The following is a 22,176-nucleotide window of genomic DNA, read 5'->3' on the forward strand; positions in this document are numbered from 1 at the left end:
ATTGCCGGAGTGCGGCAGGGTTTCGGCTATAATTCAAGGTTTTGCAAGCTGTTTCCAGTTTCCGCGGGAAAAATATCATGCCGATCTACGCCTATCGATGCGAAGCGTGTGGTTTCGCGAAGGACGTGCTCCAGAAGATGAGCGACGCGCCGCTGTCGCAGTGCCCGGAATGCGGGAAGGATGCCTTTCGCAAGCAGGTCACTGCTGCAGGCTTCCAGCTGAAGGGTTCGGGTTGGTATGTCACCGATTTCCGCGGCGGTTCGGGCGGCACCAGCGCGCCGGCGACGGCGTCGGGCGACGCAGCCCCGGCCGCGCCTGCTGCAGCCGCGCCGGCTGCAGCGAGCAGTTCCGAAAGCACGACGACGAGCGCCGCGCCCGCCCCGGCTGCAGCGCCCGCCGCCAGCAGTTGACCGTCGCGGCCCGGCCGGGCTGCGACCAACCCGCGCCGTCGGCGCGGTTCATTGACGGCAGATGATGAAAAAGACGACCCTGAAATCGGTGTTTCTGACCGGCCTGCTGGTTCTCGTCCCGCTCGCGATCACGCTGTGGGTGCTCGGTCTCATCATCGGCACGATGGACCAGACGCTGCTCCTGCTGCCCGAATCGTGGCAGCCCGAGCGGATGCTCGGCTTCCATCTGCCGGGGATCGGCGCGGTGCTGACGCTCGCGTTCATCTTCGTCGTCGGGCTGGCCACGCAGAACTTCATCGGCCAGAAGCTCGTCACGTGGTGGAACGCCGTGGTGCGTCACATCCCGGTCGTCGGGCCGATCTACACGAGCGTCAAGCAGGTGTCGGACACGCTGCTGTCGAGCAGCGGCAACGCGTTCCGCAAGGCGCTGCTGATCGAATACCCGCGTCGCGGCTCGTATACGATCGCGTTTCTGACCGGCACGCCGGGCGGCGACGTGCTCAATCATCTGACGGAAGAGTACGTGAGCGTCTATATCCCGACGACGCCGAACCCGACGTCGGGCTTCTTCCTGATGCTGCCGAAGAGCGAAGTCATCGAACTCGACATGTCGGTCGATGCCGCGCTCAAGTACATCGTCTCGATGGGCGTGGTGGCGCCCCCGGCGCCGGCTCCGGCGCCGGCACGCCGCCCCGTCGAGCCGCCGCTGTAAGTAAAGAATCATCGCCCGGGCCGCGCGTTGCGGCGCCCGTTGATCAAACCGAACGAAAGCAAACATCATGTCGATGCGTACTGAATACTGCGGTCTCGTGACCGAACACCTGCTGGGCCAAACCGTGTCGCTGTGCGGCTGGGTGCAGCGCCGCCGCGATCACGGCGGTGTGATCTTCATCGACCTGCGCGATCGTGAAGGCCTCGTACAGGTGGTGTGCGACCCGGATCGCGCGGAAATGTTCGCGACCGCCGAAGGCGTGCGCAACGAGTTCTGCGTGCAGATCAAGGGCCTCGTGCGCAACCGTCCGGAAGGCACGGTCAACGCCGGCCTGAAGAGCGGCAAGATCGAAGTGTTGTGCCACGAACTGAACGTGCTGAACGCGTCGGTCACGCCGCCGTTCCAGCTCGACGACGACAACCTGTCGGAAACGACGCGCCTCACGCACCGCGTGCTCGACCTGCGCCGTCCGCAGATGCAGCACAACCTGCGCCTGCGCTACCGCGTCGCGATCGAAGCGCGCAAGTACCTCGACGAGCAGGGCTTCATCGACATCGAAACGCCGATGCTGACGAAGAGCACGCCGGAAGGCGCGCGCGACTACCTCGTGCCTTCGCGCGTGAACGCGGGCCAGTTCTTCGCGCTGCCGCAGTCGCCGCAGCTGTTCAAGCAGCTGCTGATGGTCGCGAACTTCGACCGTTACTACCAGATCACCAAGTGCTTCCGCGACGAAGACCTCCGTGCCGACCGTCAGCCGGAATTCACGCAGATCGACTGCGAAACGTCGTTCCTCGGCGAGCAGGAAATCCGTGACCTGTTCGAAGACATGATCCGTCACATCTTCAAGACGACGATCGACGTCGAACTCGACGCGACTTTCCCGGTGATGCCGTACTCGGAAGCGATGGCGCGTTTCGGTTCGGACAAGCCGGACCTGCGCGTGCAGCTCGAATTCACCGAGCTGACCGACACGATGAAGGACGTCGACTTCAAGGTGTTCAGCACGCCGGCCAACGCGAAGGACGGCCGTGTCGCGGCACTGCGCGTGCCGAAGGGCGGCGAGCTGTCGCGCGGCGACATCGACGGCTACACCGAATTCGTGCGCATCTACGGCGCGAAGGGCCTCGCATGGATCAAGGTCAACGAGAAGGCGAAGGGCCGTGACGGCCTGCAGAGCCCGATCGTCAAGAACCTGCACGACGCATCGATCGCGGCGATCCTCGAGCGCACGGGTGCGGAAGACGGCGACATCATCTTCTTCGCGGCCGACCGTGCGAAGGTCGTCAACGACAGCCTCGGCGCGCTGCGCCTGAAGATCGGCCATTCGGAATTCGGCAAGGCGAACGGCCTCGTCCAGGCCGGCTGGAAGCCGCTGTGGGTCGTCGATTTCCCGATGTTCGAATACGACGACGAAGATGCGCGCTACGTCGCTGCGCACCACCCGTTCACGAGCCCGAAGGACGAACACCTCGAGTACCTCGAGACCGATCCGGGCCGTTGCCTCGCGAAGGCCTACGACATGGTGCTGAACGGCTGGGAAATCGGTGGCGGCTCGGTGCGTATCCACCGCGAGGAAGTGCAGAGCAAGGTGTTCCGCGCGCTGAAGATCGGTGCGGAAGAAGCGCAGCTCAAGTTCGGCTTCCTGCTGGACGCCCTGCAGTACGGCGCGCCGCCGCACGGCGGTATCGCATTCGGTCTCGACCGCATCGTCACGATGATGGCCGGCGCCGACTCGATCCGCGACGTGATCGCATTCCCGAAGACGCAGCGTGCGCAGGATCTGCTCACGCAGGCGCCGAGCCCGGTCGACGAGCGTCAGCTGCGCGAACTGCACATCCGTCTGCGTCAGCCGGAGCAGCCGAAGGCGTAACGCGCTTCGTACCCGGTCGTGTGTGCGTTCACGCGCACACGGCGCACATGAAAAAGGCGCAGCGATGCGCCTTTTTCGTTTTTTGCGGTACAGTCGCAGCACTTGCCGCCCGTTCGGAGCACATGCCCGGCGCGCGGCCCCGTGCTGCATGAAACAAAGATGACGAAGCCGCCGAAAATTCCCGAATCCGTTCTTGTCGTGATCTACACGCCCGACCTCGATGTGCTCGTGATCAAGCGTGCCGACCAGCCCGATTTCTGGCAATCGGTGACCGGCTCGAAGGACGCGCTCGACGAGCCGCTCGCGCTCACCGCTGCGCGCGAAGTGGCCGAGGAAACCGGCATCGAGATCGGCACGCCGGACGTGCCGGCCAGTGCGCTCGTCGACTGGCGCCACAAGATCGAATACACGATCTATCCGCAATACCTGCACCGCTATGCGCCGGGCGTCACGCGCAACACCGAGCACTGGTTCGGCCTGTGCGTGCCGCATCGCGTCGACGTGACGCTGTCGCCGCGCGAGCATGTCGATCATGCGTGGCTGCCGTTCCGCGAGGCAGCCGCGCGCTGCTTCTCGCCGTCGAATGCCGAGGCGATCCTGCAACTGCCCGCGCGCGTGGCACTGTCGCGCGCGCCGCACGGTTCGTCCGCATGACGGCGGAAGCCCGCAAGCGCTTCGCGCAATTGCGGCAGATGTTCCTGCAGGAACGCGGTTCCGCGTCGCGGCTCGCCTTCACGGCCGGCAACACCGTGCGCCTGTGCGAGACCGGCAGCGAATTCTTCCACGCGCTGATCGAGCGGATCGATGCGGCGCGCGAGCAGGTGATGCTCGAAACCTACATCTTCTGCGACGACGCGGCCGGCCGGCCGGTGTCGGACGCGCTGATCCGAGCGGCGCAGCGCGGCGTGCGCGTGCGCGTGATCACCGACGGCATCGGCACCGCACGCCTGTCGCTGTTCGACACGTGGGTCGAGGCCGGCGTCGAGCACTGCATCTACAACCGCTTCCTGTTCGGTCGCTTCGGCTTCTCGCGCACGCATCGCAAGCTCGCGGTGATCGATCACGCGGCGGCGTTCTGCGGCGGCATCAACATCGTCGACGACTACGCGCAGGGCGGCACGACGCTGCCGTTTCCGCGCTGGGATTTCGCGGTCGAGATGGCCGGGCCCGCGGTGTCCGACGTGCGTGCCGCGTTCGAACTGCAGTGGCACCGGATCATGTTCGGTCACAAGCCGTATGCGCAATACGCGGCCGGGCTGCATGGCGGCGAAGCGTTCCCCGACATGTTCCGGCGCTGGATGCGCAGCCACCGGTGGGTCAAGGCGGGCGCGCTGCGGATCGTGACGGAGCCGAGCGTCGCGTTCGTCGCGCGCGACAACGTCGTGAACCGCCGCGCGATCGAGAAGGCGTATCTCGCGGCGATCGGCCAGGCGCGCCAGCGGATCCTGCTCGCCAATCCGTACTTCATGCCGGGACGCAAGCTGCGCCGTGCGCTGACGGGCGCCGCGCGGCGCGGCGTCGACGTGCGGATCCTGATCGGCCGCAAGGAATTCGCGGCACTCGATACGGCCGTGCCGTTCCTCTATCACACGCTGCTGCGCGCAGGCGTGCGCGTGGCCGAGTACGACAAGACGATGCTGCACGGCAAGGTGGCCGTGATCGACGACAATTGGGCGACGGTCGGCTCGTCGAACCTGGACGCGCTGAGCCTGATGTTGAACAATGAGGCGAATGTCGTGCTGGTGCGCTACGATGCAGTCACGAACGAACTGCGCGATGCGATCGCGGCTGCGTTTGCCGACGGCCGGGAAATCGACCCCGCCCGCTTCGCCGCGCGCCCGCGCATCGAGCGCATGCTGAACTGGCTCGCCTATACGGCGTATCGCGTCGTGATGAAGGCGCTGACGGTCGGCGGTTACGACTGACGAAGACTAAGCGTTCGCTTCAAAAATCTGTCCGCACGTTCGTGCGGAAAAGCCGCTCCGGTCCCGCCGGAATCGCGCAAAATAGCGGCTCGGTTAGACACCGGTTTCTAATAATTTCCTTGTTTCGCGAGCGGCCGCACTCAATAATAGTACGGCCGTTCGATTTTATTCGAACCCCCGAACGGTTACAGAAATAGCTATGCGAAAAGGCGAACAGACGCGTGCCGCGATACTTGAAGCTGCTTTGGACCTCGCCAGCCGTGATGGGCTGGAGGGGCTGACGATCGGCCTGCTGGCCGAGCGCATGCAGATGAGCAAGAGCGGTGTGTTCGCGCACTTCGGATCGCGTGAAGATCTGCAGGTCGAGGTCGTCCGCGAGTATCACCATCGTTTCGAAAACGAGGTGTTCTTTCCGAGCCTGCGCGAGCCGCGAGGCTTGCCGCGCCTTCGGGCGATGCTGGCCCGCTGGACGGAGAAGCGCATCCAGGAGGTGACGACCGGATGCATCTACATCAGCGGGGCCGTCGAGTACGACGACCGGCCTGACAGCCCCGTGCGCGAGCAGTTGATCGCGAGCGTGACGGCCTGGCGTGCCGCGATGCTGCGCGCCATTTCGCAGGCGAAGGAAGAAGGCCATCTGCGTGCGGATACGGATCCGGACCTGATGCTCTTCGAGTTGTACAGCTTCACGCTCGGCCTGCATCACGACGCACGCTTCCTGCATTCGCCGGACGCCGTGCGCCTCACGTGGGCCGCGCTGGAAAAGACGATTGTTTCGTATCAGAGCGAGAGCCGTTAGCGGCGCGTGATCCGCCCGCCAGGAGCTCGAGCCGTTTTGCCCACCTTTGGAGAGAGTCATGGGACAGTACGCCGCGCCGCTGCGCGACATGCAATTCGTGTTGCACGAGCTTCTGAACGTCGAAGCCGAAGTCAAGCAAATGCCCAAGCATGCGGACCTCGACGCCGACACGATCAACCAGGTCCTCAAGGAAGCGGGCAAGTTCTGCTCCGAGGTACTGTTCCCGCTGAACCAGGTCGGCGACCGCGAAGGCTGCACGTATGAAGGCGACGGCGTCGTGAAGACCCCGACCGGCTTCAAGGAAGCGTACCAGCAGTACGTCGAGGCCGGCTGGCCGGCACTCGGCTGCGATCCGGACTACGGCGGCCAGGGCCTGCCCGCGTTCGTGAACAACGCGCTCTACGAAATGCTGAACTCGGCGAACCAGGCATGGACGATGTATCCGGGCCTGTCGCATGGCGCCTACGAATGCCTGCACGCGCACGGCGCGCCGGAACTGCAGCAGCGCTACCTGCCGAAGCTCGTGACGGGCGAATGGACGGGCACGATGTGCCTGACCGAGCCGCACTGCGGCACCGACCTCGGCATCCTGCGCACCAAAGCCGAACCCAACGGCGACGGCTCGTACTCGATCAGCGGCACGAAGATCTTCATCTCGAGCGGCGAGCACGACATGTCGAAGAACATCATCCACCTCGTGCTCGCGCGCCTGCCGGACGCGCCGCAGGGCACCAAGGGGATCTCGCTGTTCATCGTGCCCAAGTTCATCCCCGACGCAGCGGGCGAGCCGGGCGAGCGCAACGGGATCAAGTGCGGCTCGATCGAGCACAAGATGGGCATCCACGGCAACTCGACGTGCGTGATGAACCTCGACGGCGCGAAGGGCTGGATGGTCGGCGAGCCGAACAAGGGCTTGAACGCGATGTTCGTGATGATGAATGCCGCGCGTCTCGGCGTCGGCATGCAGGGCCTCGGCCTCACGGAAGTCGCGTACCAGAACTCGCTCACGTATGCGAAGGAGCGCCTGCAGATGCGCTCGCTGACGGGCCCGAAGGCACCGGACAAGCCGGCCGACCCGATCATCGTGCACCCGGACGTGCGCCGCATGCTGCTCACGCAGAAGGCCTACGCCGAAGGCGCGCGCGCGTTCACGTACTGGTCCGCACTGCAGATCGACAAGGAGCTGTCGCACGCCGACGAAGCGGTGCGCAAGGAAGCGGCCGATCTCGTCGCGCTGCTCACGCCGATCATCAAGGCGTTCCTGACCGACAACGCGTTCGAGTCGACCAACCACGCGATGCAGATCTACGGCGGCCACGGCTTCATCTCCGAGTGGGGCATGGAGCAGTACGTGCGCGACGCGCGGATCAACATGATCTACGAAGGCACGAACTCGATCCAGTCGCTCGACCTGCTGGGCCGCAAGGTGCTCGGCGACATGGGCGCGAAGCTGAAGAAGTTCGGCAAGCTCGTCACGGAATTCGCGGAAGCCGAAGGCGTGAAGCCGGAAATGGCCGAGTTCATCAACCCGCTCGCCGACATCGGCGACAAGGTGCAGAAGCTGACGATGGAAATCGGCATGAAGGCGATGCAGAACCCGGACGAAGTCGGCGCGGCCGCCGTGCCGTACCTGCGCACCGTCGGCCACCTGGTGTTCTCGTACTTCTGGGCGCGCATGGCGCGCCTCGCACTCGACAAGGAAGCGTCGGGCGACCCGTTCTACAAGTCGAAGCTCGCGACGGCACGCTTCTACTTCGCGCGCCTGCTGCCCGAGACGGCGTCGACGATCCGCGCCGCACGCGCCGGTTCGAAGACGATGATGGAAGTCGACGAATCGCTGTTCTGACGCGAGTCCGGGCGGGGCGCGCCGCGCGCCGCCCGGACGCAACGGTTCCTGGTACTCACTTCTCCGTGCAGCCCTCACCTCCCGCGCTGCACGACACTATCCGGAGACATCCCGTGAGCAATTTCCTGATTCGCAAGGTCGCCGTGCTGGGCGCCGGCGTGATGGGCGCGCAGATCGCCGCGCACCTCATCAACGCGCGCGTGCCGGTGCTGCTGTTCGACCTGCCGGCCAAGGAAGGCCCGAAAAACGCGATCGCGCTGAAGGCGATCGAGAACCTGAAGAAGCTGTCGCCCGCGCCGTTCGGCGTGAAGGACGACGCGAAGTACCTCGAAGCCGCCAACTACGAAGACGACATCGCGAAGCTCGCCGAATGCGACGTCGTGATCGAAGCGATCGCCGAGCGGATGGACTGGAAGCACGACCTGTACAAGAAGGTCGCGCCGCACATCGCGCCGAACGCGATCTTCGCGACCAACACGTCGGGCCTGTCGATCACGAAGCTGTCCGAAGGTTTCTCGGACGAGCTGAAGTCGCGCTTCTGCGGCGTGCACTTCTTCAACCCGCCGCGCTACATGCACCTCGTCGAGCTGATCCCGACCGCGCATACGCGCCCGGAGATCCTCGACCAGCTCGAAACGTTCCTGACGAGTATCGTCGGCAAGGGCGTCGTGCGCGCGAAGGACACGCCGAACTTCATCGCGAACCGCGTCGGCATCTTCTCGATCCTCGCGGTGATCACCGAAGCAGCCAAGTTCGGCCTGCGCTTCGACGAAGTCGACGACCTGACGGGCAGCCGCCTCGGCCGCGCGAAGTCGGCGACGTTCCGCACCGCGGACGTGGTCGGCCTCGACACGATGGCGCACGTGATCAAGACGATGCAGGACAACCTCGCCGACGATCCGTTCTTCCCGGTCTACCAGACGCCTGCCGTGCTCGCCGAACTGGTGAAGCAGGGCGCGCTCGGCCAGAAGACGGGCGGCGGTTTCTACAAGAAGGAAGGCAAGGCGATCAAGGTGCTCGACGCGAAGACGGGCACCTACGTGGATTCGGGCGCGAAGGCGGACGAAACCGTCGGCCGCATCCTGAAGCGTCCGCCGGCAGAACGCCTGAAGCTGCTGCGTGAAACGGACCATCCGCACGCGCAGTTCCTGTGGTCGATCTTCCGCGACGTGTTCCACTACATCGGCGTGCATCTCGAATCGATCGCCGACAACGCGCGTGACGTCGACCTCGCGATCCGCTGGGGCTTCGGCTGGAACGAAGGCCCGTTCGAAGGCTGGCAGGCTGCCGGCTGGAAGCAGGTCGCCGAGTGGGTGCAGGAAGACATCGCGGCCGGCAAGGCGCTCGCGAACGTGCCGCTGCCGTCGTGGGTGCTCGAAGGCGCGGTGGCAGAGCAGGGCGGCGTGCACACGGCCGAAGGCTCGTGGGCGCCGGCAGCGAAGCGCTTCGTGCCGCGTTCGGACCTCGCGGTCTACGACAAGCAGGTATTCCGCGCGCCGTTGCTCGGCGAAGCGGGTGCCGATCCGAAGACGTACGGAAAGACGCTGTTCGAGACCGATGCGGTACGCGCATGGGTCGACGACCGCGCGGGTGAAGACGACGTCGTGATCGTGTCGTTCAAGTCGAAGATGAACACGATCGGGCCGAGCGTGATCGACGGCCTCGTGCAGGCGATCGAACTCGCGGAGAAGGATTACAAGGGCGTGGTGATCTGGCAGCCGACGTCGCTGAAACTCGGCACGCCGGGCGGCCCGTTCTCGGCCGGCGCGAACCTCGAAGAGGCGATGCCCGCGTTCATGATGGGCGGCGCGAAGGGTATCGAGCCGTTCGTGAAGAAGTTCCAGGAAGGCATGCTGCGCGTGAAGTACGCGAACGTGCCGGTCGTCGCAGCCGTGTCGGGCATCGCGCTCGGCGGCGGGTGCGAGCTGATGCTGCACAGCGCGAAGCGTGTCGTGCACGTCGAGAGCTACATCGGTCTCGTCGAAGTGGGCGTCGGCCTCGTGCCGGCGGGCGGCGGCCTGAAGGAAGCGGCGCTGCGCGCTGCGGACGCCGCGACGGCCGCGAACGCGACCACCGACATCCTGAAGTTCGTCACGAAGTCGTTCGAGAACGCGGCGATGGCGAAGGTGTCGGCGTCCGCGCACGATGCCCGTGCGATGGGCTACGTGAAGCCGTCCGACACGATCATCTTCAACGTGTTCGAACTGCTCGACACCGCGAAGAAGGAAGCGCGCGCGCTGGCCGCAACCGGCTACCGCGCACCGCTGCGTGCGAAGGACGTGCCGGTCGCAGGCCGTTCGGCGATCGCGACGATCAAGGCATCGCTCGTCAACATGCGTGACGGCCGCTTCATCAGCGACCACGACTACCTGATCGCGAGCCGCATCGCCGAAGCCGTGTGCGGCGGCGACGTCGAAGCCGGCAGCCTCGTCGACGAGCAGTGGCTGCTCGCGCTGGAGCGCCGTGCGTTCGTCGAGCTGCTCGGCACGCAGAAGACGCAGGAACGGATCATGGGCATGTTGCAGACCGGCAAGCCGGTGCGTAACTGAGCGAGCGGATAAGGCAAGGAGTCTCAAATGAGCAAACAATTGCAAGACGCATACATCGTCGCCGCCAGCCGCACGCCGATCGGCAAGGCCCCGCGCGGTGTCTTCAAGAACACGCGCCCGGACGAGCTGCTGGTCCACGCGATCAAGTCGGCGGTTGCGCAGGTGCCGGGCTTCGACACGAAGCTGATCGAGGACGCGATCATCGGCTGCGCGATTCCGGAAGCCGAGCAGGGCCTGAACGTCGCGCGGATGGGCGCGCTGCTCGCGGGCCTGCCGCAGACGGTCGGCGGCGTGACGGTCAACCGCTTCTGCGCGTCGGGCATCACGGCGCTCGCGATGGCGGCCGACCGCATCCGCGTCGGTGAATCGGACGCGATCTTCGCGGGCGGTTGCGAATCGATGAGCATGGTGCCGATGATGGGCAACAAGCCGTCGATGTCGCCGCACATCTTCGATCGCAACGAAGACTTCGGCATCGCGTACGGGATGGGCCTGACGGCCGAGCGTGTCGCCGAGCAGTGGAAGGTGAGCCGCGAAGACCAGGACGCGTTCTCGGTCGAGTCGCACCGCAAGGCACTGGCCGCGCAGCAGGCCGGCGAATTCAACGACGAGATCGCCGCATACACGCTCACCGAGCGTTTCCCGAACCTCGCGACCGGCGAGATCGACGTGAAGACGCGCGAGATCGCGCTCGACGAAGGTCCGCGTGCGGACACGTCGATCGAAGGCCTCGCGAAGCTGCGCACGGTGTTTGCGAACAAGGGCTCGGTCACGGCCGGCAACAGCTCGCAGACGTCGGACGGCGCGGGCGCGCTGCTCGTCGTGTCGGAAAAGGTGCTGAAGGAATTCAACCTGACGCCGCTCGCGCGCTTCGTGAGCTTCGCGGTGCGTGGCGTGCCGCCGGAAATCATGGGCATCGGCCCGAAGGAAGCGATTCCGGCCGCGCTGAAGGCCGCCGGCCTGAAGCAGGACGATCTCGACTGGATCGAGCTGAACGAAGCGTTCGCCGCGCAATCGCTGGCGGTGATGCGCGATCTCGGCCTCGACCCGTCGAAGGTCAACCCGATGGGCGGCGCGATTGCACTCGGGCACCCGCTCGGCGCGACTGGCGCGATTCGCGCGGCGACCGTCGTGCACGGCCTGCGCCGCCGCAACCTGAAGTACGGGATGGTCACGATGTGCGTCGGCACCGGCATGGGCGCCGCGGGCATCATCGAACGCCTGTAAGCGGAGCAGGACGAAAAGCGACGACGGTGCGCGGGCCACGAGCTCGCGCACCGTTTTTTCATTCCGATAGAGGAAAGTCAAAGGAGACGGTTGTGGCCGAAATTCAAGTGGAACGCGCCGATGGCGTCATGACGATCACGATCGCACGCCCGGCGAAGAAGAACGCGCTGACGGCAGCGATGTACCAGACGATGGCCGATGCACTCGGCGAAGCCCAGGAAGACAAGGCGATTCGCGTGATCCTCCTGCGCGGTGGCGACGGCAACTTCACCTCGGGGAACGATCTCGAGGATTTCCTGAAGTCGCCGCCGAAGGACGACACCGCGCCGGTGTTCCAGTTTCTTGCGCGGATCAGCAGCGCCAGCAAGCCGATCGTGGCCGCGGTGCCGGGCCTGGCGATCGGTGTCGGCGTGACGATGCTGCTGCACTGCGATCTGGTTTACGCGGCCGACACCGCGACGTTCTCGCTGCCGTTCGCGCAGCTCGGGCTGTGTCCGGAAGCCGCGTCGAGCGTGCTGCTGCCGCGTCTGGCCGGCCATCAGGTTGCGGCCGAGAAGCTGCTGCTCGGCGAGGCGTTCGACGCGCTGGAAGCGCACCGGATCGGCATCGTCAACCGCGTGCTGCCGGCGGCCGAACTCGACGCGTTCGCGGCGAAGCAGGCGGCGAAGCTCGCGGCGCTGCCGGCGGCATCGCTGCGTGTGACGAAGGCGCTGCTGAAGGATACGGGCGGCGTGGCGACGCACGCGCGGATGGCCGAGGAAGCGGGCCACTTCGCCGCGATGCTGCGCGCGCCGGAGGCGCGCGAGGCAATGACGGCATTCTTCGAGAAGCGCAAGCCGGATTTCCGTCAGTTCGACTGACGGAGCAGGCCGCGCCGGCGGTGGATTGCCGGCGCGCTCATGCGATCGCGATCAGGCCGTGCCGTAGTCGACGTGGCCGGTTTCACGGCAGAAGCTGACGAGCCGCAAGCCGGCCGCTTTCGCGATCTCGATCGCGAGCGACGACGGTGCGGAGATGGTTGCCACCAGCGGGATGCCGACCCGTGCCGCCTTGCGCACGAGCTCGTAGCTCGCGCGGCTCGACAGGAACACGAAGCCGTCGGTCGCATCGGCGCGCGACAGCACGAGCGAGCCGATCAGCTTGTCGAGTGCGTTGTGGCGGCCGACGTCCTCGAACGCCATCCGGATCGCGCCTGTTGCGTCGCACCACGCGGCCGCGTGCAGGCCGCCCGTGAGCCGCGTGAGCGCCTGGTGGGCCGGCAGCGCCTGCGCGGCGCGCGTCAGCGCGTCGGGCGCGAGGCGCGCGAGAAAGCCCGTATCGGGCACGCGTTCGGGCGCGAGGTCGAGCAGGTCGATGCTTTCGATCCCGCAGACGCCGCAGCCGGTGCGCCCCGCGAGCGCGCGGCGCCGGTCCTTCAGCGCGGCGAACGCCTGCTGGACGACCTCCAGGTGCACCTCCGCGTGCGGTAGCGGCGCGTCGGCGTGCAGGATCACCTCGATGTCCTTGATGTCGCTGCCGCGCGCGACGATCCCTTCCGAGATTGCGAACCCGACCGCGAACGCTTCGAGGTCGCACGGCGTACACATCATCACCGCGTGCGAGATGCCGTTGAAGACGAGTGCGACGGGCCATTCCTGGCCCACGTAGTCGTGTGCGGTTTCGACGGCGCCGCCGCGCGTGCGGTGCACGGACAGCTCGATCGCGCCGCGCGGTTCGTCGCGCATTTCGTCGCGCCGTTCGTCGGATTGGGTCGGATTCACGAGCACTCCCGTTGATTCATCGCGCGGGCGGCGGCAATCGTGTCCGCCACCGGCGCGCAGAGGTTCTAAAATACCTCAGGCAAGCCGGCCGCGCCGGCATCCGCCACATCAGGTAACGATCATGGGACTCAGCGACGCTCCACTGCTATTCGCCTTCGAACACGATTCGTCGGAAAACTTCACGTACATCCCGATGATCGTGCGTTTCAATCTCGACCGTTTCGGTCTGCGGATCTCGCTGGAGCAGTGGCAGTTGCTGCCGCTCGAGGATCGCAAGCTGCTCGCGCGCTTTCCGGCCGACGACGACACCGCGATCGAGCCCAACTTCGATCACGCGCTGTTCGAAATGCTGCGCACGCACGCGGATCTGGAGCCATCGTGGTTCCAGCCGGACGAGCAGCCGACCTGGCGCGCCACCGACATCGTGCCGGAGTCGCTCGTGCAGCAGAGCGCGCTGGCCGGGCTGACGGCGCCCGAGCTCGCACAGTGGCAGCGGCTCGCGCCGTTCCAGCGCTACGTGCTGGTGAAGCTGTCGCGCAAGCCGAAGCTGAACCACGATTTCCTGCCCGCGATGCGGGAGTTCGGGCTGACGGCCACGCACTGAGGGAGCCGCGGGCCGGTGGAGGGCGCCGTTGCGCGGCGCTTGCCCGTCAGAGCGGCGGCAGTTGGCGCGGCTTGCGGTCGGTGCCGGTCGCGACGTAGGTGAGGGTCGCTTCGGTGACCTTCACGATTTCCCCCATCAGGCGCATGCGCTGCGCGTACACCTCGACGTCGACCGTGATCGACGTGTTGCCGGTGCGCGTGATGGTTGCGTAGAAGCTCAGCAGATCGCCGACGAACACCGGCTGCTTGAACACGAACGAATTGACCGCAACCGTCGCGACGCGGCCGTTCGCGCGCTGGCTCGCGGGAATCGAGCCGGCGATGTCGACCTGCGACATGATCCAGCCGCCGAACACGTCGCCGTGGACATTTGCGTCGTGCGGTTGCGGGACGACGCGCAGCGCCGGCTGCTTTTGCGGGAGTTCGAGGGTCGAATCGGTCATGGCGGGGGCTTTCATCCTGTAATAAATAGGCCGCCGCGCGCAGGCCGGCCGGCGAGGGCGCCGGCAGCGGCGCGAAGCGGCTTCTGCGACAATACAACGTTCGCAAATTGTACGAGAAAGTGAGCGAGCCGGCCGCCGATGCACGCGCCCGGCACCGCCGCCGATCCTTCCCCCATGCGCCGATTTCCTGCTTCCGGCGAGCCCGCGCCGGCTTCGACCGGGCCCCGCAACGACTGGCAGACCATCCGGTCGTTGCTGCCGTACCTGACCACCTACAAATGGCGCGTCGCGCTCGCGCTCGGCTGCCTGATCGGCGCGAAGGTCGCCAACCTCGGCGTGCCGGTCGTGATGAAGCGCATCGTCGACCACCTGTCCTACGTCCAGCAAATCACCGCGCTCGGCCGCGCCGAACAGTCGGCCGGCATCGTGCTCGCAGGCGGCGTGGGGCTGCTGGTCGTCGCGTATGCGCTTGTGCGGCTGTCGACGTCGCTGTTTACCGAGCTGCGCGAGATCCTGTTCTCGAAGGTCACCGAGAGCGCGGTGCGCCAGCTCGCGCTGCAGGTGTTCCGGCATCTGCACGGGCTGTCGTTGCGCTTCCATCTCGAGCGCCAGACGGGCGGCATGTCGCGCGACATCGAGCGCGGTACGCGCGGCATCCAGCAGCTGATTTCGTATTCGCTGTACAGCATCCTGCCGACGCTCGTCGAGGTCGGGCTCGTGCTCGGCTTCTTCGTGGTCAAGTACGAGGCCTATTACGCGTACGTGACGTTCGCGGCGCTGGTCACGTACATCGTGTTCACGGTGAAGGTCACCAACTGGCGCACGCATTTCCGCCGCACGATGAACGAACTCGATTCGCGCGCGAACTCGCGGGCGATCGATTCGCTGATCAACTACGAGACGGTGAAGTATTTCGGCAACGAGGAGTGGGAAGCGCAGCGCTACGACGAGAACCTGAAGCGCTACCGGAAGGCCGCGATCCGTTCGCAGAATTCGCTGTCGGTGCTGAACTTCGGCCAGCAGGCGATCATCGGCACGGGGCTCGTGTTCATCCTGTGGCGCGCGACGCAGGGCGTGCTCGCGGGCAAGCTGACGCTCGGCGATCTGGTGCTGATCAACACGTTCATGCTGCAGCTGTACATTCCGCTGAACTTTCTCGGCGTCGTCTATCGCGAACTGAAGCAGAGCCTCACCGACATGGACCGGATGTTCGGGCTGCTGTCGGCCGCGAAGGAAGTGGCCGACCTGCCCGATGCGCGGCCGCTCGCGGTGGCCGGCGCGCAGGTGCGCTTCGAGCACGTGAATTTCGCGTACGAGCCGGCGCGGCCGATCCTGCACGACGTGTCGTTCACGATCGATGCGGGCACGACGACCGCGGTGGTCGGCCACAGCGGCTCCGGGAAGTCGACGCTGTCGCGGCTGCTGTTCCGCTTCTACGATCTCGACCGGCAGGCGGGCGGCGCGATCCGGATCGACGGCCAGGACATCCGCGACGTCACGCAGGATTCGCTGCGCGCATCGATCGGAATCGTGCCGCAGGACACCGTGCTGTTCAACGACTCGATCTACTACAACATCGCGTACGGCCGGCCGACCGCGACCCGCGACCAGGTGATCGCGGCCGCGCGCGCCGCGCACATCCACGATTTCATCGAAAGCCTGCCGAAGGGGTATGACACGCCGGTCGGCGAGCGCGGGCTGAAGCTGTCGGGCGGCGAGAAGCAGCGCGTCGCGATCGCGCGCACGCTGTTGAAGGATCCGCCGGTGCTGCTGTTCGACGAAGCGACATCGGCGCTCGATTCGCGCTCGGAGCGCGCGATCCAGCACGAGCTCGACCAGATCGCACGGCATCGCACGACGCTCGTGATCGCGCACCGGCTGTCGACGGTCGTGCACGCGCAGCAGATCCTCGTGATGGATCACGGGCGGATCGTCGAGCGCGGCACGCACGACGAGCTCGTGCGCGCGGACGGGCTGTATGCGCAGATGTGGGCGCTGCAGCAGCAGCGTGCGGCGGCGGGCGGGGAAGAGGCGGAAGCCGCGTAAGCGGCGGTGCTGCACGGCGGGGCTGTGCAGCGGCAAGGGGGCTTGCTCGATGGGCGGGAGTCGGGCCGGCACGATGGTCCGGCAGGCGCCGGACCTGTTGATCCGCGAAGCCCACCCAGTCAGTTCGCCGGCCAGCCAACCCGATGGCGAGCCGATCAATCAGCCCGACGACCGGTCAAGCGGTCACTCCGCGGCGCGCAGCCGCGCATCCAGCTCGCCCAGTTGCGCAGGCGTGCCGACGTTCTCCCAGATACCTTCATACAGTTCGCCGCTCGCGCGGCCGGCTTCGATCGCCGCACGATAGTACGGCGTCAGCGCGCGCCGCGTGCCGGGCGCGAGATCGCGGAACATCCGCGTGTCGTACAGGCCGATGTTGCCGAACGTGAAGCGCGCGGCACCGTCGAGCGCGAGGCGGCCGTCGCCGTCGAGCGCGAAGTCGCCGGCCGGGTGGAACGGCGGGTTCGGCACCATCACGAGGTGCATCGCCGGCGCGTCGAGCGCGGCCATCCGGGCGGCGCGCGGCGCGAGCGTCCGGTAGTCGAACGCGCAGTACACGTCGCCGCTGACCGCTGCGAACACGATCGGTTGCCCGTCGCGCTCGAGCAGCGGCAGCGCCTGCGCGATGCCGCCCGCGGTTTCCAGCGCTTCGCCCTCGGCCGAATACGCGAGCCGCACGCCCCAGCGCGACCCGTCGCCGAGCGCGGCCTCGATCTGTTCGCCGAGCCACGCGTGGTTGATCACGATCGTCTCGATGCCCGCGCGTGCGAGCGCCTCGATCTGCCACACGATCAGCGGCTTGCCGCCCGCTTCGAGGAGCGGCTTCGGGCGGGTGTCGGTGAGCGGGCGCATCCGTTCGCCGCGCCCGGCGGCGAAGATCATCGCCGTGGTCAGGGTGTTGCTCATGTTCGGCCGGGTTTCAGGAGAGTCGGAACGATCAGAACGTATAGCCCACGTCCGCCGGCGCGTTGCCCTCGAGCTCGTCGAGCAGCTTCGCGAACGGCACGAGCGGGCGGTAGCGCAGCGCGACCTTGCGTGCATACGTGATGAAGCGCGGCAGGTCGTTCAGGTAGTGCGGCTTGCCGTCGCGGTAATTGATCCGCGCGAACAGGCCGAGGATCTTGATATGGCGCTGCAGCCCCATCCATTCGAGCTGGCGGTAGAACTCGCCGAAATCGGGGTCGACCGGCAGGCCGGCCTTCTTCGCCTTTTCCCAGTAGTACGCGAAGCAGTCGAGTTCGAACTCCTCGTCCCAGCCGATGAAGGCGTCGCGCAGCAGCGACACGACGTCGTACGTCAGCGGCCCGTAGACGGCGTCCTGGAAATCGAGGATGCCCGGGTTCGGCTCACAGACCATCAGGTTGCGCGGCATGAAGTCACGCAGCATGAAACCCTGCGGCTGCGCGTGCGCGCTGGCGACCAGCAGCGCGAAGGTGCGGTCGAGCGTGCCGCGCATCGCCTCGGAGATGGGCTTGCCGAGGTGGCGGCCGACGAACCATTCGGGCATCAGCTCCATCTCGCGGCGCAGGAATGCCTCGTCGAACGGCGGCAGCACGTCGGGCTTCGACGTGAGCTGGAAGCGGATCAGCGCGTCGAGCGCAGCGCGCATCAGCGGCTTTGCGGCGGCCGGGTTCGCCGGATCGAGCACCGAGATGTACGACGTGCGGCCGAGATCGGTCACGAGCATGAAGCCCGCGTCGAAATCGTGGGCCAGCACGTCCGGCACGTGGTCGCCGGCCGCGGCGAGCAGCTGCGCGACCTGGACGAATTCACGGCACTTCTCGGGCGGCGGCGCGTCGACGGCGATCAGCGTGCCGCCGGGGCTCGTGGCCGATGCGACACGGAAATAGCGGCGGAAACTGGCGTCCGACGATGCGGGCGCGAGGGTCGACAGGTCGAGCGCGTAGCGCTCGGCGAGCGGGTGCAGCCACGCGGTGAGCGCTTCGAGGCGGGCGTCGGGCTGGGATGCGGCGGATGGGGGCGTCATGAAACTCGGAGGAGGGGGGAACGTCTTGCCATATAATACCCCACGACTTTTTTGACGCGCCCCGCGTCAGCTTTCCGCCGTGCAGGCCCGCCGCCTGTCGCGCCGTCGCCCGAACGCCTCCCCGGTTTGCGCTCAGCCGCAGTCGCGGTGCGACGGCGCGGCCGGCCGCGCGCGCATGTGCCGCGACGGCGCGGTTGACAAGGGGCGATTCGCCAAACGATAGATGCCGCCCAAACCGCTATTCCCGAATGTTTTCCCCGGTGACGGGGCGCCGCGCAAACGGCGGCTCGCGCTCGCGCTCCTGGCCGTGCCCGGCCTCGTGCCGGCCGTGTCGTACGCGCAGCTGTCGGGCGCGGCCGCGCAGCCGCAGCCGCTCGACTCGCCGTGGGATCTGCGCCTCGCACCCCAGCTCGAGGATCATCCGCTGAAGGACGGCGCGAAGCCGGCCGCCTTCGTGATCGCCGACCACACGAGCGGCACGGCCGAGCAGGATCTTGCCGCGAAAGGCTCCGCCGAGCTGCGGCGCGGCGACGCCGTCGTGAAGGCCGATGCGCTCCACTACGATCAGGATACCGACATGGCCGATGCGTACGGCCAGGTCAAGGTGGTCAATGGCGGTACGTCGTTCGCAGGCCCCGAGGCGCACCTGAAGATCGAGGCGAACCAGGGCTTCATGACGGCGCCGAAGTACCACTTCAACGTGACGGGCGGCTCGGGCAGCGCGGAGCGCGTCGACATGGTCGACAACGAGCGCTCGGTATTCGTCAACGGCACGTATACGGCGTGCCAGTGCTCGACGAACCCCGCGTGGTACATCAAGGGCAGCCGCTTCGACTTCGATACGGGCGCGGACGAAGGCACCGCGCGCAACGGCGTGCTGTTCTTCCAGGGCGTGCCGATCTTCGCGAGCCCGTGGATGACGTTCCCGCTGTCGGGCGAGCGGCGCAGCGGCCTGCTGCCGCCGACGTTCTCGATGAACTCGAGCAACGGCTTCGAGCTGACGCTGCCGTACTACTTCAACATCGCGCCGAACCGCGACCTGACGCTCACGCCGCGCATCATCTCGCGGCGCGGCGTGATGGCCGAGGCGACGTTCCGCTACCTGTCGCCGACGTATTCGGGCACGTTTACGGCCAATTACCTGCCGGATGACCGGCTCGCGCACCGCAACCGCTACGCGATCTACTGGCAGCACCAGCAGAACTTCGGCGGCGGCTTCGGCGGCTACGTCTACTACAACAAGGTCTCGGACAACACGTATCCCGAAGACCTTGGGTCGTCGAACCAGTTCATCAACGGGACGCAGACGCTGTACCAGCAGGAAGCGGGCCTCACGTACAACAACGGCCCGTGGTCGGTGCTCGCGCGCTACCAGCACTGGCAGACGCTGCCGCCGTCGATCGCGCCTTACAGCCGCGAGCCGCAGTTGAACGTGAAGTACACGAAGTACAACGTCGGCGGCTTCGACTTCGGCGCGGAAGCCGACTATTCGCGGTTCCGCATCACGACGGCCGATGCGACCGAAGGCGACCGGATCGTCTTCAATCCGTATATTGCGTACGGCGTGTACGGCCCCGGCTACTTCGTCGTGCCGAAGGTCCAGTACCACTTCGCGTCGTACGACCTGAACTACCTGTCGTCGACCACGCCGAACAGCCCGAAGCGCTTCACCGAGTCGATCCCGACCGTGAGCTTCGACACGGGCCTGATCTTCGACCGCTCGGTGCGCCTGTTCGGCCAGGACTTCATCCAGACCCTCGAGCCGCGCCTGTACTACGTGTACACGCCGTATCGCGACCAGTCGAACGCGCCGCTGTTCGACACCGCGGAGTCGGACTTCGGCCTCGCGGAGATCTACCAGCCGAACACGTTCGTCGGCAACGACCGGATCGCCGATGCGAACCGGATCACGGCCGGCCTGACGTCGCGCTTCATCGATCCGCGCACCGGCGACGAGCGCGCGCGTTTCGTGATCGCGCAGCAGTACTACTTCGCCGATCAGCGCGTCACGCTGAACGCCGGCCAGAGCGCCGTGCTGGCGCGCCACTCGGACCTGATCGTCGGCGCCGCGCTGAAGCTCGGCTCGGGCTTCATGTCGGAGACGGCGTTCCAGTACAACCAGAACAACAACCAGCTCGTGAAGTCGAGCGTCGGTTTCGGCTACAGCCCGGGCGAGCGCCGCGTGATCAACGTCGGCTATCGCTACACGCGTTCGAACACCACGCTCGACAACCAGCCGATCAACCAGTTCCTGGTGTCCGCGCAATGGCCGCTCACGCGCCGCCTGTATGCGATCGGCCGCTTCAACTACGACCTCGCCGGCGATCGCGTGGTCGACGGTCTGGTCGGCTTACAATACGACGCGGATTGCTGGGCGCTCGGGGTCGGGGTGCAGCGGGCCGCGAACGGCATCAATTCGTCGGGACAGCAGAACTCGTCGACGCGATTCATGATGCAGCTGACGCTCAAGGGCCTGTCGACCGTCGACAACGGCCTCGTGTCGGCGTTCCGCGCCGGGGTGCCGGGCTACACGCCGCTGCCGCCGCCGCCGCCGCCGATGTCCCGCTTCAGCAACTACGAGTAACGCCGGCTTGTCTGCACCGGTCAGCACGATTTCAATGGAGTTCCAGTGGCAATGAAGAAAACCCTTCGTTTCGCGGCAGTCGTGTCCAGCCTCGCTGCCGCCGCCGCGCTGCTCGCCGCCGCGCCGGCCGCGGCGCAGGCGCTCGGTTCGCACGGTGCGCAGCTCGCCGACGAAGTCGTCGCGGTCGTCAACAACGACGTGATCACGGGCCGCGAACTCGACCAGCGTGCCGGTCTGATCGCGCGCCGGCTGCAGCAGCAGAATGCACCCGTGCCGCCGACCGACCAGTTGCGCGCGCAGGTGCTGAACCAGATGGTGCTCGAGCGTATCCAGGTGCAGAAGGCCAAGGACGACGGGATCCGCATCGACGACGCGACCGTGCAGTCCACGCTGCAACGTCTCGCGCAGGCGAACGGCATGACGCTCGACCAGTACCGCGCGCGTCTCGAGGCGCAAGGCGTGCCCTGGAGCATCTTCACGAGCGACGCGCGCACCGAACTGATGCTGTCGAAGCTGCGCGAGCGCGAGGTCGACGGCAAGATCACCGTGTCGGACGCCGAGGTCGCGAACTACATCGCGAGCCAGCGCGGGCCGAACGCATCGCAGCAGCAGGACCTGCGCTTCCAGCACATCTTCATCAAGGCGCCGACCAACGCGCCGCAGGCCGACATCGAAGCCGCGCAGAAGAAGGCTGACGCGTTGCTGCAGCAGGCGAAGTCGGGTGCCGATTTCGAGAAGCTCGCGAAAAACAATTCGGAAGCGAACGACGCGAAGAAGGGCGGCGACCTCGGCTTCAAGGCACCGAGCGCGCTGCCGGCCGACGTCGTCGACGCCGCATCGAAGCTGCGCCCGGGCCAGGTCAACCCGACGCTGATCCGTGTGCCGGACGGCTTCGAGATCGTGCGTCTCGTCGATCGTCGCCAGAGCCAGGGCGCGTCCGCCGCAGCACCGAAGATCGTCCAGACGCACGTGCGCCACATCCTGTTGCGCGTGGGCGAAGGCAAGTCGGAAGGCCAGGCGCGCCAGCAACTGGCCGACATCCGCAACCAGGTCGAGGCCGGCGGCGATTTCGCGAAGTTCGCGCGCACCTACTCGCAGGACGGTTCGGCGTCGCAGGGCGGCGATCTCGGCTGGATCAGCCCGGGCGAGACCGTGCCGGAATTCGAGCGCGCGATGAACAACCTGCAGGACGGCCAGATCAGCCAGCCGATCCGCACCGAGTACGGCTATCACCTGATCCAGGTGCTGAGCCGCCGCGAGGCGGAAGGTTCGGTGCAGCAGCAGATGGATATCGCGCGTCAGGCGATCGGCCAGCGCAAGGCCGAGCAGGCGTATGCCGACTGGCTGCGCGAGCTGCGCGATTCGTCGTACGTGCAGTACAAGATCGGCGGCGTCGGCCCGGCGAACTGAGCGAGCTT

The 22,176-nt window shown here is 66.5% G+C and carries 18 protein-coding genes; 14 read left to right on the top strand and 4 right to left on the bottom strand.

Annotation, left to right across the window (positions count from 1 at the left end; translation table 11 throughout):
* Nucleotides 1–77: 77 nt before the first annotated feature.
* The 10 genes from G3N64_RS13620 (at nt 78) to G3N64_RS13665 (ending at nt 12,198) form a co-directional block, all read left to right on the top strand.
* Nucleotides 78–410: an FmdB family zinc ribbon protein gene (locus G3N64_RS13620; protein ID WP_205784414.1), complete on the top strand. Its 333-nt coding sequence runs from the start codon at nt 78–80 to the stop codon at nt 408–410.
* Nucleotides 411–471: 61 nt separating this feature from the next.
* Nucleotides 472–1,122, top strand: a complete 651-nt coding sequence (locus G3N64_RS13625; protein WP_069248829.1) for a DUF502 domain-containing protein — start codon at nt 472–474, stop codon at nt 1,120–1,122.
* Between the two features lie 67 nt (nt 1,123–1,189).
* Complete coding sequence (aspS, locus tag G3N64_RS13630) at nt 1,190–2,992, top strand: aspartate--tRNA ligase (protein ID WP_205784415.1); 1,803 nt, start codon at nt 1,190–1,192, stop codon at nt 2,990–2,992.
* Nucleotides 2,993–3,151: 159 nt separating this feature from the next.
* Nucleotides 3,152–3,646 carry a dihydroneopterin triphosphate diphosphatase gene (nudB, locus tag G3N64_RS13635; RefSeq protein WP_205784416.1) on the top strand — a complete coding sequence of 165 codons (495 nt, stop codon included), beginning with the start codon at nt 3,152–3,154 and terminating at the stop codon, nt 3,644–3,646.
* Complete coding sequence (gene clsB, locus G3N64_RS13640; RefSeq protein ID WP_205784417.1) at nt 3,643–4,917, top strand: cardiolipin synthase ClsB; 1,275 nt, start codon at nt 3,643–3,645, stop codon at nt 4,915–4,917. Before nudB ends, clsB begins: the two co-directional genes overlap by 4 nt.
* Nucleotides 4,918–5,116: 199 nt before the next feature.
* Entirely contained in the window at nt 5,117–5,716 is a 600-nt protein-coding gene (locus tag G3N64_RS13645) for a TetR/AcrR family transcriptional regulator (RefSeq protein WP_006751498.1), read from the top strand.
* Between the two features lie 58 nt (nt 5,717–5,774).
* Nucleotides 5,775–7,562: an acyl-CoA dehydrogenase C-terminal domain-containing protein gene (locus G3N64_RS13650; RefSeq protein WP_205784418.1), complete on the top strand. Its 1,788-nt coding sequence runs from the start codon at nt 5,775–5,777 to the stop codon at nt 7,560–7,562.
* Nucleotides 7,563–7,675: 113 nt separating this feature from the next.
* On the top strand, nt 7,676–10,111 hold the full coding sequence (locus tag G3N64_RS13655) for a 3-hydroxyacyl-CoA dehydrogenase/enoyl-CoA hydratase family protein (RefSeq protein WP_205784419.1): 2,436 nt from the start codon (nt 7,676–7,678) through the stop codon (nt 10,109–10,111).
* 27 nt (nt 10,112–10,138) lie between these two features.
* Nucleotides 10,139–11,338 carry an acetyl-CoA C-acyltransferase gene (locus G3N64_RS13660; RefSeq protein WP_205784420.1) on the top strand — a complete coding sequence of 400 codons (1,200 nt, stop codon included), beginning with the start codon at nt 10,139–10,141 and terminating at the stop codon, nt 11,336–11,338.
* 92 nt (nt 11,339–11,430) lie between these two features.
* Complete coding sequence (locus tag G3N64_RS13665) at nt 11,431–12,198, top strand: enoyl-CoA hydratase (protein WP_205784421.1); 768 nt, start codon at nt 11,431–11,433, stop codon at nt 12,196–12,198.
* A gap of 51 nt (nt 12,199–12,249) precedes the next feature.
* On the opposite strand, the gene fdhD is transcribed toward G3N64_RS13665, so the two are convergent.
* Nucleotides 12,250–13,062, bottom strand: coding sequence for a formate dehydrogenase accessory sulfurtransferase FdhD (gene fdhD, locus G3N64_RS13670; protein WP_205784434.1), 813 nt, complete (start codon nt 13,060–13,062; stop codon nt 12,250–12,252).
* Nucleotides 13,063–13,219: 157 nt separating this feature from the next.
* On the opposite strand from fdhD, the gene G3N64_RS13675 reads away from it, so the two are divergent.
* A complete protein-coding gene (locus tag G3N64_RS13675; protein ID WP_046544450.1) occupies nt 13,220–13,702 on the top strand; it encodes a nitrate reductase associated protein in 483 nt (160 codons plus the stop codon).
* 46 nt (nt 13,703–13,748) lie between these two features.
* Here G3N64_RS13675 and G3N64_RS13680 read toward each other — a convergent pair whose 3' ends face one another.
* Entirely contained in the window at nt 13,749–14,144 is a 396-nt protein-coding gene (locus G3N64_RS13680) for an acyl-CoA thioesterase (protein WP_059684352.1), read from the bottom strand.
* A 174-nt stretch (nt 14,145–14,318) separates the two neighbouring features.
* On the opposite strand from G3N64_RS13680, the gene G3N64_RS13685 reads away from it, so the two are divergent.
* On the top strand, nt 14,319–16,190 hold the full coding sequence (locus G3N64_RS13685; RefSeq protein WP_205784422.1) for an ABC transporter ATP-binding protein/permease: 1,872 nt from the start codon (nt 14,319–14,321) through the stop codon (nt 16,188–16,190).
* A 183-nt stretch (nt 16,191–16,373) separates the two neighbouring features.
* Here G3N64_RS13685 and murU read toward each other — a convergent pair whose 3' ends face one another.
* Together murU and G3N64_RS13695 are read right to left on the bottom strand one after the other, a co-directional pair.
* The gene (gene murU, locus G3N64_RS13690; RefSeq protein WP_205784423.1) at nt 16,374–17,093 is read right to left on the bottom strand and encodes an N-acetylmuramate alpha-1-phosphate uridylyltransferase MurU; all 720 of its coding nucleotides are present in this window, start codon (nt 17,091–17,093) and stop codon (nt 16,374–16,376) included.
* Nucleotides 17,094–17,124: 31 nt separating this feature from the next.
* Nucleotides 17,125–18,174: a phosphotransferase gene (locus tag G3N64_RS13695; protein ID WP_205784424.1), complete on the bottom strand. Its 1,050-nt coding sequence runs from the start codon at nt 18,172–18,174 to the stop codon at nt 17,125–17,127.
* Nucleotides 18,175–18,397: 223 nt separating this feature from the next.
* On the opposite strand from G3N64_RS13695, the gene G3N64_RS13700 reads away from it, so the two are divergent.
* On the top strand, nt 18,398–20,758 hold the full coding sequence (locus tag G3N64_RS13700) for an LPS-assembly protein LptD (RefSeq protein ID WP_205784425.1): 2,361 nt from the start codon (nt 18,398–18,400) through the stop codon (nt 20,756–20,758).
* Between the two features lie 51 nt (nt 20,759–20,809).
* A complete protein-coding gene (locus G3N64_RS13705; RefSeq protein ID WP_205784426.1) occupies nt 20,810–22,168 on the top strand; it encodes a peptidylprolyl isomerase in 1,359 nt (452 codons plus the stop codon).
* Nucleotides 22,169–22,176: the final 8 nt, after the last annotated feature.

Source organism: Burkholderia sp. Ac-20344, assembly GCF_017104975.1.
In the GTDB taxonomy this organism is placed as follows: Bacteria; Pseudomonadota; Gammaproteobacteria; order Burkholderiales; family Burkholderiaceae; genus Burkholderia.